The organism is Streptomyces sp. NPDC031265, from assembly GCF_055570295.1.
In genome coordinates, this window is the sequence record NZ_JBVIHM010000028.1 from 19471 (window position 1) to 33545 (window position 14075).

10 protein-coding genes are annotated in these 14075 nt (G+C 69.0%); all 10 read right to left on the bottom strand.

Translation table 11 applies throughout. The annotated features are described in order from the left end of the window. Positions 1-21: 21 nt before the first annotated feature. Positions 22-1875: an RICIN domain-containing protein gene (locus ACZ499_RS31950; protein WP_468679681.1), complete on the bottom strand. Its 1854-nt coding sequence runs from the start codon at positions 1873-1875 to the stop codon at positions 22-24. A gap of 69 nt (positions 1876-1944) precedes the next feature. Next, positions 1945-3681 carry an amylo-alpha-1,6-glucosidase gene (locus ACZ499_RS31955; protein ID WP_468679682.1) on the bottom strand — a complete coding sequence of 579 codons (1737 nt, stop codon included), beginning with the start codon at positions 3679-3681 and terminating at the stop codon, positions 1945-1947. Between the two features lie 81 nt (positions 3682-3762). Then, on the bottom strand, positions 3763-4587 hold the full coding sequence (locus tag ACZ499_RS31960) for a carbohydrate ABC transporter permease (protein WP_468679683.1): 825 nt from the start codon (positions 4585-4587) through the stop codon (positions 3763-3765). Continuing rightward, on the bottom strand, positions 4584-5567 hold the full coding sequence (locus ACZ499_RS31965; protein WP_468679684.1) for a carbohydrate ABC transporter permease: 984 nt from the start codon (positions 5565-5567) through the stop codon (positions 4584-4586). The genes ACZ499_RS31960 and ACZ499_RS31965 overlap by 4 nt, the downstream gene beginning before the upstream one ends. A 14-nt stretch (positions 5568-5581) precedes the next feature. After that, the gene (locus tag ACZ499_RS31970) at positions 5582-6829 is read right to left on the bottom strand and encodes a sugar ABC transporter substrate-binding protein (RefSeq protein ID WP_468679685.1); all 1248 of its coding nucleotides are present in this window, start codon (positions 6827-6829) and stop codon (positions 5582-5584) included. 144 nt (positions 6830-6973) lie between these two features. After that, complete coding sequence (locus ACZ499_RS31975; protein WP_468679686.1) at positions 6974-8020, bottom strand: LacI family DNA-binding transcriptional regulator; 1047 nt, start codon at positions 8018-8020, stop codon at positions 6974-6976. A gap of 359 nt (positions 8021-8379) precedes the next feature. Further along, positions 8380-10344: a DUF8034 domain-containing protein gene (locus tag ACZ499_RS31980; protein WP_468679687.1), complete on the bottom strand. Its 1965-nt coding sequence runs from the start codon at positions 10342-10344 to the stop codon at positions 8380-8382. A gap of 80 nt (positions 10345-10424) precedes the next feature. After that, positions 10425-11393, bottom strand: a complete 969-nt coding sequence (locus ACZ499_RS31985; RefSeq protein ID WP_468679688.1) for a carbohydrate ABC transporter permease — start codon at positions 11391-11393, stop codon at positions 10425-10427. Continuing rightward, complete coding sequence (locus tag ACZ499_RS31990; RefSeq protein ID WP_468679689.1) at positions 11383-12297, bottom strand: carbohydrate ABC transporter permease; 915 nt, start codon at positions 12295-12297, stop codon at positions 11383-11385. Before ACZ499_RS31990 ends, ACZ499_RS31985 begins: the two co-directional genes overlap by 11 nt. Further along, positions 12294-13670, bottom strand: a complete 1377-nt coding sequence (locus tag ACZ499_RS31995; protein ID WP_468679690.1) for an ABC transporter substrate-binding protein — start codon at positions 13668-13670, stop codon at positions 12294-12296. Before ACZ499_RS31995 ends, ACZ499_RS31990 begins: the two co-directional genes overlap by 4 nt. Positions 13671-14075: the final 405 nt, after the last annotated feature.

Genomic DNA, 14075 nt, shown 5'->3' on the forward strand with positions numbered 1-14075 from the left:
GAAGTGACGCTGTCCCGGGGGTCAGCTCTTGCCCTGTAGCCGCCAGATCTGGTTCTTCTTGGTGCCGAGGGCGCTCGCCGGGTCGCAGGTCCACTGGTGGATCAGCGCCCCGGCCGTGGTCGAGACGTTGCTGACGTCGACGCACTTGCCGCTGTGGACGGCCGCCAGCTGGTAGTCCTTGCTGTTGCCCAGCGCCGTGACGGGGTTGAGGGTGAACTGCTGGTTGGTGGCGCCGTTGCAGGTGTACTGGATGACGACGGCACCGTCTGCCGTGGAAGCCCCGGACACGTCAAGGCACTTGCCGCTGTGCTCGTTGACGACGGTGTAGGTGTTGGTCCTGCCGCTCACCGGCTTGAGGTCCAGCATCTGCTGGTAGCCGCCCTCACAGTTCCACTGCTGGTACTGGCTGCCGTTGGCGGTGCTGAGGTTGGTGTCGTCCAGGCACTGGCCGCTGTTCTCGCTGACGGCGACCGTGGACACGGTGGTGTCGGACGGCGGGAGGAGGGTGATGGTGTAGCCGTCCTTGGCGTTGCTCCAGGGCAGGCTCACCGAGGCCGCGTTGTTGCTGACCGTCAGGGTGGTGTCGGAGATCGTCTCCGGGCCCGCCACCGCGGCGCCGTTGTTGTGGGGGACGCGCTGGACGACCGCGCGGACCTTGCCGCTCTCCACCACCGAGGTGGTGCCCAGGCCGGTGAGGTTGACGGTGACGTTGCCGGTGTTGCCGTTGCTGCCGAGCAGCACCTTGGCGTTCTTCGCGGTGTTGTCCTTGGTGGCGAGACCGTCGGTGTTGCTGCCGGGGACGAGGTTGACGATGTTGCCGGTCTGGGAGCCGTAGTAGCGGTACATGAACCACTCACCCAGCGGCAGGTACTGGCCCGCACTGTTCTTGGTGAGCAGGTTCGCCTCGTTGTCGTGCAGGCCGGTGCCGTAGGCCCAGTTGCCGCGCAGGCCGTCGGCGCCGGCCCGCTCGAGGCGGCCCATGAACCAGGCGCCGCCGCCCGGGGACTGCATGGACAAGGTGGCGTACTCGTTGATCTGGTACGGGCGGGTGTTGGCCAGGCCAGCCGCGGCGAGGGTCGAGTTGGCGCGGCCCACGTCCGTCACCGGATCACCCGGCTCGTCGTGCCAGCTGTAGATGTCCGGGGCGACGTTGTTGGCCTTGACGTGGCTGAGGAAGGCCGTCCACCAGGTGTTGGAGGAGTTCGGCTGGCTCGCGGTGCTGGGTCCGACGATCAGCTGGTTCGGGAACGCGGAGCGGACCCGGGCGTAGAACCGCGACCACATCTGCAGGTACTGCGCCTGCGAGGCGCCCCAGAAGCCGCTGCCGTCGGGCTCGTTCCACAGGTCCCACTGGACCGTCATGTTGTTGGCTTTGACGTCGCCTATGAGCTGGGTGACGAAGTTGTCGAACTGCGTCCAGTCGCCGTTGTCACCGGGCCAGCCCACCTTGGTGGTGCTGTCGGCGCCCCATAGGTCGTGCGGCAGGATGATGAAGGTGCCGCCGAGGGCGGCGGTTCGCTTGTACTGGGCGAGGGTGGCGTTCCAGCGGGTCTGGTACTCGGCAAGGCTGGTGGCGTAGCCGCCCTTGTTGAGCTGGGCGCCGCCGGCCCGCATGAAGTGCCACTTGATGTCCTTGAAGAAGTGGTCCTGCGGGAGCGAGCCGTTCGGTGTCATGCCGTAGATCATTCCGGAGGCGCGGTGGGTGGGGGCGCCGCCGGCCTCGGCGAAGTCGACGGTGACGCTGGTGTCCGCGGCCCGGGAGGGGGCGGCCGGTACCAGGGTCGTTGCCAGGGCGGTCAGGAGGACGGCGACGGACGAGAGCGCCCGGCGCCCGGTGCTGGTCGTGGGTATGGGGAGGGCCGTGGGTGAGTTCATTGTGCGGCTCCTGGAGGGGAAGGGAGAACCGGGGCTCGGTACGGTCCCGGAGCTGTGGGAGACGGCCGGTCAGCGGCTGTCTCGGTGGGCGTGTGCTTCGGCGAGGAGGAGGTAGCTGCTCGCGGTCCAGGTGTAGGCGCGGTCGCGCAGGCCCGTTCCGGTGAGGGCGTCGAAGTTCTCGGCGAAGCCGTGGGTCTCGCACAGGGCGCGGAAGCGGGCGCTGATGTCGTCCGCCAGCCGGTGGTGGCCGGCGCGCCGCAGGCCGTCCTCGACGAGGACGGTGGCGGGGGCCCAGATCGGGCCGCGCCAGTATCCGTCGGCGAGGTAGTGCGATGAGGTGGTCAGTTCGGTGGCCAGGCCGTACGGCGTCAGGTGGGCCTTGATGCGGTCGGCCAGCGCGCTGCCGACCTCGGCGGGCAGGTGCTCGCCCAGCACGATGGGCATCAGGTCGAGAAGGCTGGCGCTGCCCCAGGTGTCCCCGGTGGCGACCGAGCGGGCGAGGAAGCTCTCGCCGGTCCAGAGCTGGTCGAGCAGGGCCGTCTGGGTCTCCTCGGCTGTCGCAGTCCACCGGCGCGCCTCCTCCTGCTTGCCCAACTCCCCGGACATATAGGCGAGTTCGTGCAGTTGGAGGACGAGGAAGGCGGCGAGGTCGGCGGTGACGACCACCCGCTCGGGGTCGAAGGTGGTGGCGTTGTCCCAGCCGCTGTCGTTGCCGTGCTGGTAGTGGGGCAGCTGGGCGCCGGGGGCTCTTCGCGCGGTGAGCCAGAAGTCGGTCCAGCGCTCCAACCGGGCGTACACCCGGGTGAGTTCGGCCTGTCCGGGAGGCGTCGGCAGTCGGCGGCGCAGGTGGCCGAAGGCCCAGCCGTGGATGGGCGGCTTGACGAAGTTGTAGAGGACCTCGGAGTGGGTGACCGAGTCGGGCAGGGCACCGCTGTCGTCCTGATGGTCGAAGGGCAGGGCGAACTGGTCCAGTGCCAGATCCGGGCAACCCCGTGCCAGCGCGAGCGCGTTGAAGCAGTGGTCCCAGCTCCAGACCTTGTCCATCCAGTGCTTGGACATCAGCACCGCGGGCCGGGTGACCAGTCCCGTCGGCCCTACCGTCGCCGACCAGACGACATAGGCGGCGAGTTCGGCCGCCGGGGTGGCGGACGAGCGCCAGGGGGCCACCGCGTCGACGAAGTCCGCGAAGGCGCGCCGTGCGGACTCCACGGTGTCGTCGAAGGTCCCTGAGGGCGCGTAGGGCCGGCGGGCGGTGCCGATTTCCTCGATCGCGATCTCCCAGACACCGCCCGTCTCCGCGACGACGGCGAGACCGCGGTCGGCGCCGCCCAGCGCCTGCGCCCCGGCCGTGTGGGCGACCGTGCCGGACAGAACGGTGACGCGGTAACGGCGTCCCGTCTCGTACGACGTGAACACGTGCGCGTCCGCTGCCGGGTCGTGGAAGAAGTACGTTCCGCTGAACGGGGTGAGGGTCCGCGCGGCGGCGAAGACGCCGATGCCGAGGCCGCTCCCCCGCAGGCGTACGGTGTCCGGCGACTCGTAGGCGAGGTCGACGCGTCCGCTCTCACCGGTCCAGCTGAGCAGGCCTGGTGTCGCCTCGACGCGGGTCTCGGCCCGGTCGCCTCGCGCGGGGTCCTGGGGGACCAGGCGCAGGACGCCGTGCATGCCGTTCTGGTGCGAGACGAGCTGGAGGTCCTCGGCGTACGTGTTCTCGGCCACCACGGGCGATATGTCGAACCAGGATCCGTACGTGCTGAACGGGATGTCGTGGACGGAGAAGGCCGGGCCGGATCGGGCGGCGGTCATGTGTCGTGACTCGTTTCTGGAGCAGGGGGCGGCAGCAGGCTGACGCGCTGGTTCAGCCGTCGTGGCGGGGTCGGGCCGGTCTCAGTCCTTGACGGCGCCGGCGGTCACGCCGGCGGCGACATAGCGCTGGGCGAGGACGAGGATGACCGCGGCGGGCAACGAGGCCACGACGGCGGTGGCCATGACGGCGTTCCACTCCTGGTTGTTGTTGCCGATGTAGTGGTAGATGCCGAGCGTGATCGGCTCCTGGGCACCGCCGTTGACGAGGGTGCTGGCGAAGACGAAGTCGGACCAGGACCACAGGAACGCGAACAGGGACACCGTGACGACGGCGTTGCGGCTCATCGGCAGGACGATGGACCGGAAGGTGCGCAGGGCAGTTGCTCCGTCGATCTGCGCCGCCTGGAGCAGTTCGCCGGGGATGCCCGACATGAACGCCGTGAAGATCAGGACGCCGAAGGGGACGGCCAGGGTGGAGTCGGCGACGATGAGGCCGGGGACGGACTGGAGGAGGCCGAGCTGGAGGTAGATGGCGTAGAAGCCCATCGCCATGATGATGCCGGGGATCATCTGGGCGGCCAGCAGGACGAAGCTCAGGATGCCCCCGCCGCGCGGGCGCAGCTTGGCCAGCGCGTAGCCGGCGGGCGCGGACAGCACCACGGTCAGGACGACGGTGCCCAGGCCGATGACGAGGCTGGTGCCGAGGTAGGGCAGCTGCTCGTCGAGGACGGTGCGGTAGCCGGCCAGCGTGCCATGGAGCGGCAGCAGGTCCGGCGGGCTCTTGCGCATGTCCTGGTCGCGGGTGAGGGAGACGTTGAGCATCCAGTAGACCGGGAAGAGCATGACCGCCGTCAGCGCCAGGCCCACGGCCGTCTTCCACCACGTACGGCTTCGGCTTCGGCTCATGACAGTGCCTGCTTTCGCTGGACTCTCAGGTACACCAGGCCGAAGACCAGGGCGGCGACGACGAGCAGGTTGCCGACGGCGGCCCCGGGGCCGAAGGCGGGCAGCAGGTTGCCGAATCCGAGCTGGTAGGACCAAGTGGCGAAGGTGGTGGACGAGTCCGCCGGGCCGCCCTTGGTCATGATCCAGATGATGTCGAAGACCTTGAGCGTGTAGACCAGCCCCAGGAGCAGGGTGATCGCGGACACCGGGCGCAGCAGCGGGAAGGTGATGCTCCAGAACCGGCGCCAGGCACCCGCCCCGTCGAGCGCCGCGGCCTCGTACAGGCCGGCCGGGATGGACTGCAGGCCGCTGTAGAGCACGACCAGGTTGAACGGGACGCCGATCCAGATGTTCGCGATGATCACCGAAGCCAGCGACCAGGAGGGTGAGGTCAGCCAGTTCACCGGCCCGACGCCGATGCCGTGCAGGACGGCGTTGACGACGCCGGAGTCGCTGTTGAGCATCCACGACCAGGTGGAGGCCGACACGATCAGCGGCAGCAGCCAGGGCACCAGGAACAGGGCCCGCAGGGTGGCTGACAGCCGGAAGTGCTGGTTGAAGAAGACAGCGAGGGCCAGCCCGATGGCGTACTGGAAGACCAGGCACACGGCGGTGAACACCGCCGTGTGGAGCAGGGCCGGGGCGAAGGTCGGGTCGGCGAAGACGGTGTGGTAGTTCTTCAGGCCGGTGAACGGCGCGTCGCCCTGGACGAAGGAGCGGACGGTGTACTCGCGCAGGCTCAGGTCGATGTTGCGGTACAGCGGATAGGCGTAGAAGAAGATGAGGTAGAGGGTTACGGGGGCGAGGAATCCCCAGGCGGCCCACTGCGTGGAGGTGGGCCGGGGGCGCCTCGTTCTGCGAGCCGGGGCCGGGGCGGCGATGGCCGCGGCGTCCCGGACGCGCACGGACCGGTGGGCCGGCGGCTGTGTCGTGTGGTTCATGAACGACCCTCGGGCTACTTGACGGCGGACCGGGCCGCGGACAGGGCGTCCTCGGGCGACTTGGACCCGCTGAGGGCGGACTGGACGGCCTTCCACATCTGCTCGGAGATCCTGGGGTACTTGGTGCCCAGCTCGTCACTCGTGCGGCCCTTGCTCGCCTTGACCGCGTCCACCCACGGCTTCAGCTCGGCGTTCGCGGCCATCTGCTTGGCCTGGACCTCACTGGTGGGGGCGACGTAGGACAGCGTGGTGTCGGTGTTGTAGAGGTTGTCGGTGCTCGTCAGACAGGTCGCCAGCTTCTGGGAGGTGGCATAGCGGCCGGTGTCCTTGTGGACCGGGATGGTCACGAACTCACCGCCGGCCGGGGCGGCGGCGTTGCCTCCGTTCGCACCGGGAACGGGCAGCACGCCGTAGTCGAGGCCGGCCTTCTTGGCGCCCGCGAGCTGCCAGGTGCCGTTCTCGCTGAACGCGTAGTCGCCACTGGCGAACTCCTGCCAGCTGGTCGTCTGGGTGTTGTTGAGCACCGAGTTCGGGGCGTAGCCGTTCTTCAGCCAGTCCTTCCACAGGGAGAGGGCGGACACGGCCTGGGAGGAATCGAGTTCGGTCAGCTTGGCACCGGCGCCCCAGAACCACGGCAGGAACTGGAAGCTGCCCTCCTCCGTGCCGATCGCCGAGAACGTGATGCCCTTCTTGCCCGCCTTCTTGACCTTCGCCAGCGCCGCCGTCAGCGAGTTCCAGTCCTTGACCGAGGCGATGTCCACCCCGGCCTCCTTCAGCACCTTCTTGTTGTAGTAGAGGGCGAGGGTGTTGGCGCCGATCGGCGTGCCGTAGGTCTTGCCGCCGGACTGGCCTGCCGCGAGCAGGTTGGGGTCCACCTTCGAGGTGTCCAGTTTGTTCTCGTCGGCCGTGGTGAGCACACCCGCCTCGGCAAGCGTCGAGACCACCGGGTTGTCGACGACGAGGACGTCCGGCGAGTTGCCCTGCTGCGCCGCCAGCAGCGCCTTGCTGCCCAGGTCGCTGGTGTCGAAGCCGGTCCGCTTGACCTTCACTCCGGCCTTGGTGCCGCACTGGTCCAGCAACTTGACCCAGGCCGAGTTCTTGTCGAACTGCGGGTACGGGTCCCAGATGGTGTACGTGCCGCCGCCGGCGCCCTTGGTGTCGCTGCTGCCCGAGCCGGAGGAACAGGCGGTGGCGGTGGCGGCCACGGCCAGGGCGGTCAGGGCAGCGGCGGTCAGACGGCGCTGTCCGGAGAAGCTGTTCATTGAGGTTCCCTTGTTCTGGACATACGGGTGCCGAGGGCACGGGGTGGTGAGGAGAGGCCGGCACGACGACGCAGCCGAACGGGTCGGGCGGCACTGCTGCACGGGTCGGTCGGCCGGGGTGTGAGGAGGTGCGCGTGGGTACGGTCAGGGCGTGGTGTCGGGCCCGTCGCCCCCGGTGGGCTGGATTCCCGCGGGCCCCGTACTCGCCCGCAGGGAGATCGGCGGCGCCAGGAGATGGTGCCGGGGCGGCGCGCCGGGGCGGCCGAGCCGCTCCACGAGCAGGTCGACGGCGCGCCTGCCCATCTCCGCCGCCGGCACGTCCGCCGCCGTGAGCTGCGGGGTCACGGTCTCTGCCCACCGGGCGGCCACGACTCCGGTGACGGAGAAATCGCGCGGCACATGGCGGCCCGCCTGGGCGAGCCCCCGGTAGAGACCGCCCAGCGCGGCCTCGTTCAGGGTCACCAGGCCCGTGGTGGCCGGATCGTCGTACAGGATCCGTTCCACGCATGCCTGGCCGGAGGCGGCGTCGTCCCCGCAGCAGTACGTCCGCACCGTCAGCCCGCGCTCGGCCGCGGCCTTGGTGAAGCCGTCCAGTCCCCGGTGCGCGGACTCGTACCCGGCTCGCAGCAACTGCTCGGGCCGGTTGACGAAGGCGATCCTGCGGTGGCCGAGATCCGCCAGGTGGTGGACGCACGCCGCCGCCAGCGCGGTGTGGTCCAGGCCGACCCACCAGCCGCCTTCGGGATCGGCCGTACGCCCGATGGCGACGGAGGGGAAGTCCAGCGCGGCCAGGTGGTCGACCCGGTCGTCCGCCAGCCTGATCTCCATCAGGATCGCCCCGTCGACGCGCCGCTCCCCCAGCAGCCGTTGGAACGAGCGGTCACGGTCGACGCCGCTCGGTGACAGCAGCACGTCATAGTCGTACGCCGCGGCGGCCTCCACCACACTGCCGATGAAGTCCAACTGCATGCCCGTGTAGTGGTCGCCGGCCGGCGGGAACACCAGGCCGATCGTGCTGGTCCTGCCGTTGGCCAGGGCCCGCGCGCTGGCGTTCGGGCGGTAGCCCAACTCGTCGATGACCTCCTGGATCTTCCGGCGCGTGTCGTCCGACACCGGGCGCTTGCCGCTCAGCGCGTAGGACACCGTGGAGCGCGAGACACCAGCTCGCCGGGCGATCTCACCGATGTTCACGACGACTCCTTGCTCGAACCGGTTCGACACCTCGAAGGAGGAACGCCCACCGGCCGGGGGGGTGCGGGTTACGGGAAGAGCACGCCCCGGCTGTCGAACCGGTTCGCATGAAGGAACGTAGAAACGACACCTCCGGCTGTCAATACTCCGCGCACACTTTCCCAGCCACAGGAAGCAACATGCGAGAACCTCGCATCAGAGGTATTGCTGGCCGAGTGTCCCGGTGCTAGCTTCCTCGAACCGGTTCGACGAAGTGGTCCTTCCGACAGCCGCGGGCCGGTTGTCGCGCCTGTGGTCGAACCGGTCGACGGGCCGCCTCGGATCGAGCCGTGATCCGCACTCCGCCCGGCGGCCGGTCCTTAGGAAGCCCCGCCCTCGGCGGTGTCGAAGGGGGTGCGGTAGGAGGGGGTACGCGTGCGGAGCGCCAGTTCCAGGGTCAGCCGGATTCTGGTGGAGGGCGGCAGCTCGACGCTGATCCAGGTGCCGTCGACGGCCACCGTGGTCTCGGTGACGGTCGGTTCGCGGTGGCCGTAGTCGTACAGGTCACCGATCCAGGAGGGGTCCTGGCAGACGGTGTGCCGCACGGCCCTGATGGTGTGTTCGGCGCAGGCACCGGCTTGCACGATGACGGTGCGCGCGGTCTGGGGGTGGAGATTGACCAGTTCGACGGTGGTCGCGGCGGGGTCGATGCCGGTGACCAGTGCGGCCACTGAGGGCGGTAGGCCGGGGCGACGGCTGCGGGCGTCGTAGTGGCGGACGCGGGCCTGCTGGAGGCCGCCGTTGTAGATGACCTGCGGTCCGCCCCAGGTGAGTTGGACCAGAGCCTCGGTGACGACCGGGTTGGACTGCTGCCACAGGTGGATGTCCTCCTCGGGGACGTCCCGGTCGCGGTAGCGATCCATCCGCGCAAGGCGGTGGCGCACCTGGGCCTGGGCGGCGGCCAGGATCCGTTCCGGGTAGCCGGGGTTGTCGCCTGCCAGGAAGGCGAACCAGGGTTCCTCGTGCCCCGCCTCCTCCTTCGTACGGAACGGGCGCACCGTACGCCAGTCGATGCCACCGGCCTCGCGCATCCGCTCCAGGCGCTCCCGGTCCGTGTCGGCCGCGCTGTGGTGCCACAGGGCTGTGGGGACGGCGGCCAGCAGCGGGTTGAAGTCGAACCACCCGCGGTCGCTGTGCCGGAACGGCACGTGCAGGGTGGGGGTGTCCACATCCTCGGCGAGCTGGGCGGTCCACCTTGAGCGCAGGCTGGAGTCGGATTCGTTGAAGGTCATGGTCCTGCCCTGGGCGATGACGGTGTCCAGGGCCGGGCGGACCAGGTCGAGGAAGCTGTCGTCGCCGGTCGCGGCGACGGCTGCCAGGGCCGCCACCAGGGCTGCTTGGCCGACGCTGTACCAGCCGTGTGGCCAGGTCCAGCCGTAGTGCCCGCCGTACCAGCGACCGTCCAGTCGGCTGCCGACTTCGCCGTCGGTGCCGACGTTGTCCGGAATGATTTTGTCGTTGGCCGCCGCACGCTCCCGCCAGGCGCCGACGTAGTCGATGATCCAGGTGCGGTAGCGCTCTTCGCCGGACAGGATCCAGGCGTTGAGGACGAGTCCGGCCGCGGCGAGGTTGACCGCGGTGTCGCCGCTGCCGATCCTGCGGCGCATCTCCTCGCCGAGGCGCGGGTCCTGCGACAGCTCGGGTTCGGGTGTGCCGTGCGGGAGCATCCAGTCGAGCGGGAATCCGTACGTCTGGGCTTCCTGGGGCAGCCACGGGTAGGCCTCGCCGTCGGACAGGCCCTCCCGCTCGGGGTCGCTTCCGTTGTGGGGGCGGCGGATGATGCGGTGCTCGGCGTCGTAGTTGCCGTTGGCCGGATCGACGTAGAGGTCGGCGAACCGCAGGGCGCGCTCCGACCAGCGCTCGGGGGCGGCCATCGACAGGAAGTAGAGCAGCAGCAGGCTCTCGCCCTGGTGGAACCAGTCGTACCCCCGTTCGTACTCGTCGTGGAGCATGCCCAGTTCGGTCAGCTGCCGGGTGACGCCCTCCCAGTGACGCTCGGCGGCCGCCAGCAGGTCGTCCGCGCCGCCGAGCAGGTAGAGCTGCGGCCAGTTGAAGAAGACCTCGTAGAAGTCGTCCACGCCGTCACGCGAGGTCAGCACGCCGCTGTAGTTCAGCCGGCCGTCCTCGCCGGTGAAGTCGTTCGTGAACCGCCGCCAGGCGTGGTCGAGGAGCTCGAACAGGTCTCGCTGCGCGATGGCCCAGCCCGGGGGCTCAAGCAGCGGAACCGAGGCCGTGACGCCGGGTATCGAGGGCGACGGCCCGGTCTCGGCAGGGTTGAAGGACATGGGGAGGTCTCCTTCGGGGGCGCTGCGGCAGGGAGGACAAGCGTTGAGTACGAGGCCGTAGCGGACTGGGACCTGGTGGCTCAGGACTTCGTGGACCCGGCGAGGATTCCGGCGATCAGGAAGCGCTGGGAAAAGAGGAACACCACCAGGACAGGGGTGATCGCCACCAGTGTGGCCAGGGCCAGTTGGGGACGCTCGACCGCGAGCGCGCCGACCGTCGGGTTGAAGGAGGGCACGCTGTCGAGGAGGGTGCCGAGGCCGACCTGTACGGGCATCTGACTGCTCTCGGGGAGCATCACATAGGGCAGGAAGTAGTTGGTCCAGTTGGCGACGAAGCTGAAGAAACCGACGAGTGCCACGACGGGGGCGGCAAGCGGCAGGGCGACGTGCCGGAAGACCTCGAATTCCGAGCACCCGTCGATGCGCGCCGCGGCGAGCAGATCCTTGGGAACGGCGGTGCTGAAGTAGATGTAGGTCAGGTACACGCCGAAGGGGTAGAACGAGTACGGCAGGATGACCGACCACATGGACCCGATCAGGTGGACCGCGTTGACTTCGAGGAAGAGCGGCACCACCAGGGTGGCGTTGGGCATCAGCATCACGATGAGCGTGGCGACCAGCAGCGTGTGCCGCCCCCGGAACTCGGTCATCGCCATGGCGTAGCCGGCGGGCACGGCGACGCACAGGGTGATGACCAGGGCGAGGCCGGAGTAGAGCGCGGAGTTGCGCAGCCACAGCAGGAGCACGTTGTCCTGGAAGCCGGTCAGCGCGTTCCAGTTGGCGCGCAGCGCGTGCCAGGAGCCGAAGGACAGCGGATTGCCGTGCACCAGCTGCTGGTCCGACTTGGTGGCAGCCAGCATGAGCCACAGCAACGGCAGAACGAAGAACAGTAGGCACAGTGCGAGCACCACGGCGGTGAGCAGCCGGGGAACCGCCGGCCTGCGGACCGGGCGCGGACGGCGGCGGATCCGCGGGGCCGGCGCATCAGGTGCCAGTGCCGGGGCGGCGGAGGGCCTGGCGGTGGCGTACGGCCTGATGTCATTCGGCATCGAAGAACCCCGACCGCGCGACGAAGACCGTGGCGACCGCGAGCCCGACGACCAGGAGCTCGACGGAGATGGCGGCGGCGCCGTTGATGTTGTCCATCTGGAAGGCGAAGTCGTACGAGAGCTGGTTGGGCGAGTAGTCCCGGCCGGCCACGCCTACGCTGGCCTGGGAGAGCAGCTGTGGCTCGACGAACAGCTGGGTGCCGCCCGCGAAGGCCAGGATCACCATGTAGACGATCCACTTGCGCAGCATCGGCACTTGGATGTGCCAGGCGGTGTGCCACGCGCCGGCGCCGTCGATCCGGGCAGCCTCCAGTACCTCGGTGGGGATGTTGTTGAGCGCCCCGTACATCACCACGATCCAGCCGCCCGCGCCGGTCCAGAACGCGATGAGCGCGAAGAGCAGTGGCAGATGGCCAGGTGCGATGACCTCGCCGAAGGTGGCGTAGCCGAGCCGGCGCAGCAGGAAGCTGACCGGGCTCACGGTGGGGTCGAGCATGAACAGCCAGATCATCACGCTCGCCGCGCCCGCCAGTGCGCCGGGGATGTAGAAGAGGAACCGCAGTGCCCTGCTGGCGCCGTGCGAGGCCAGCCGGTGCAGCAAGAGGGACAGGGCGACGACCAGGATCACGAGCAGGGCGAGCCAGAACACCAGGTAGAGCACGATGTGTCCGACGGCCGGCAGGAAGCGGAAGTCCTGTGCGGAGGCGGCGAAATTGTCGAACCCGGTGAAGGCGCCATCAGCGGTGGTGAAGGCGAAGTAGACGGCGTAGCCGGTGGGCACGATCCCGAACGCGGCAAGCAGGATGACGTATCCGGCGACGAAGAGATGAGTGGTCCGGCTTCGTCGGGGGGCGCGGCCCGCACGGTCCCCGACGAAGCCGGTCGCGCGGGTGTGCGTTGTCACTCGGAGACCTTGTATCCGTCGGCCTTGGCGTACTTCTCGATCGCGTCCTGCCAGGCGGGGAGCAGGGCGGCGATCGTCTTTCCGGCGGTCAGACCGGGCTTGACGGTGGACGCCCAGATGGCTTCCTGGCTGAACTGGCCGGAGCCCCAGCCGGGCCAGACCTTGGTGGCGGCGTCCTGGAGGGGCTTGGTGATGTCGTCGGCGTAGTAGCCGTCGGACTTCTGGGCGGCCAGCCAGGTGGCGGCGGCCGGGGCGTAGGCGGGATACCCGGGAGCAGCCTTGCCCTGGTAGTCGTCGGAGGTGGTGACCCAGGTCAGGAAGTCGGTGGCGGCCTTGATGTGCGCCGAGTGGGCGGACAGCAGCCAGGTACCGCCGCCCACGTTGCCGGTGGCCGGGCTGGAGTCGCCCGTCCACTGGAGCGGCGGGGCTGCGGCGATCTGGCCGGCGGGGGTCTTGAAGGTGCCCTTGAACAGGGCGCCGCCGAACCAGGCCGGACCGGGCATCAGCAGCACCTTGTCAGCCTTGTTCTTACCGAAGTCGGTGCTGAAGACACCGCTGGTCGACATCGACTTGTTCGTGATCAGGCCGTCCATGAGCTTGGCCATCTTCGTGCAGTCGGTGCTGGCGGTGTTCACCGAAACGGACTTCGGACCCGTGATCTGGTTGGCACCGCACTTGCTCGCCCACAGGTAGATCTCCGGGGCGAAGGAGTCACCGGCGTCGCCCACCAGATAGCCGGGGTGTTCGGCCGCCACCTTCTTGCCCAGGTCGGCGTACTGCTCCCAGGTGGTCGGCACCTGGTAGCCGAACTCGTCGAGCAGCTTCTTGTTGTACCAGAGGACGCCTTGCGAGAGGTCGTTGCGCAGGCAGTAGAGCGTGCCGCCCACGGTGCACACGTCGTTGGCGCCGGAGGCGAACTTGCCGAGGGTCGAGGCGGGGAGGAGGCCCTTGTTGAGCGGGGCCGTGAAGCCGGCCTGGACCGCCCAGGTGACTTCGTTGTTCTGCGAGCTGAACACCACATCGGGCCAGCCCTTGCCGGTGCGGTTGAAGAGCTGGACCTTGGTCTGCAGGTAATGCGATCCGTTGGCGTCACCGTCGAAGGTGACGATGTCCATCTTCACCCCGGGGTTCTGCTTCTCGTACAGCTTCGCCGCGGCCAGCCGGGTCGAGTCCACCCACACGGTCAGCGCGCCGCCGACCTGGGCGACCTGCTTGAAGCCGTCCTTCGTGGTCTTTCCCCTGCTGGCGTTGTCGCTCGTGCAGGCGGCGGCGGTCACCAGGGCCAGCACGGTGCAGGAGGCTGCCACGGCGTCGCGGAGACGGCGGCTGCGCTGTCTGTTCGTGCCGCCACCGGCGCCGACCGTACCGATCATGAGCCTTCTCCGCTCCGTTGTGGTGCCCACCGGCAGGGGGCAGCAGGTGAGGGGCAGCCTGGGATGAGTCATACACACGGCCTGCATCTGTGACCGTCCCGGCCGACGACGGACTTAAGTAGGGGCCTCTCGGCGGTAATTAGGCTCCCGCCCCGCCGACCGGGTCAAGGGGATGAGCACACCTATTTTCAGCGACACCCAGGCCGCTCCGAGCCACCCTTCGCCCCATTTCTTCGCTCTGTGAGGCCAGGCGAGACGGGGATGCCGAGCTCAAGCCCCTGTCGCAGACAGCGAAGGCCGCCTTCGCCCCCAGAATGTATAGGCTTATTTGCCCGACCCTTGTTCGTTGCCGAACTCGGCGAGAGGATGTATCAGATCCATGGCGAGCGAGGACTACGGAGAAGT

What these genes read in the sequence shown, in the direction of transcription:
- ACZ499_RS31950 (WP_468679681.1), bottom strand. Translation starts at nt 1,875, where the DNA reads ATGAACTCACCCACGGCCCTCCCCATACCCACGACCAGCACCGGGCGC.
- ACZ499_RS31955 (WP_468679682.1), bottom strand. Translation starts at nt 3,681, where the DNA reads ATGACCGCCGCCCGATCCGGCCCGGCCTTCTCCGTCCACGACATCCCG.
- ACZ499_RS31960 (WP_468679683.1), bottom strand. Translation starts at nt 4,587, where the DNA reads ATGAGCCGAAGCCGAAGCCGTACGTGGTGGAAGACGGCCGTGGGCCTG.
- ACZ499_RS31965 (WP_468679684.1), bottom strand. Translation starts at nt 5,567, where the DNA reads ATGAACCACACGACACAGCCGCCGGCCCACCGGTCCGTGCGCGTCCGG.
- ACZ499_RS31970 (WP_468679685.1), bottom strand. Translation starts at nt 6,829, where the DNA reads ATGAACAGCTTCTCCGGACAGCGCCGTCTGACCGCCGCTGCCCTGACC.
- ACZ499_RS31980 (WP_468679687.1), bottom strand. Translation starts at nt 10,344, where the DNA reads ATGTCCTTCAACCCTGCCGAGACCGGGCCGTCGCCCTCGATACCCGGC.
- ACZ499_RS31985 (WP_468679688.1), bottom strand. Translation starts at nt 11,393, where the DNA reads ATGCCGAATGACATCAGGCCGTACGCCACCGCCAGGCCCTCCGCCGCC.
- ACZ499_RS31995 (WP_468679690.1), bottom strand. Translation starts at nt 13,670, where the DNA reads ATGATCGGTACGGTCGGCGCCGGTGGCGGCACGAACAGACAGCGCAGC.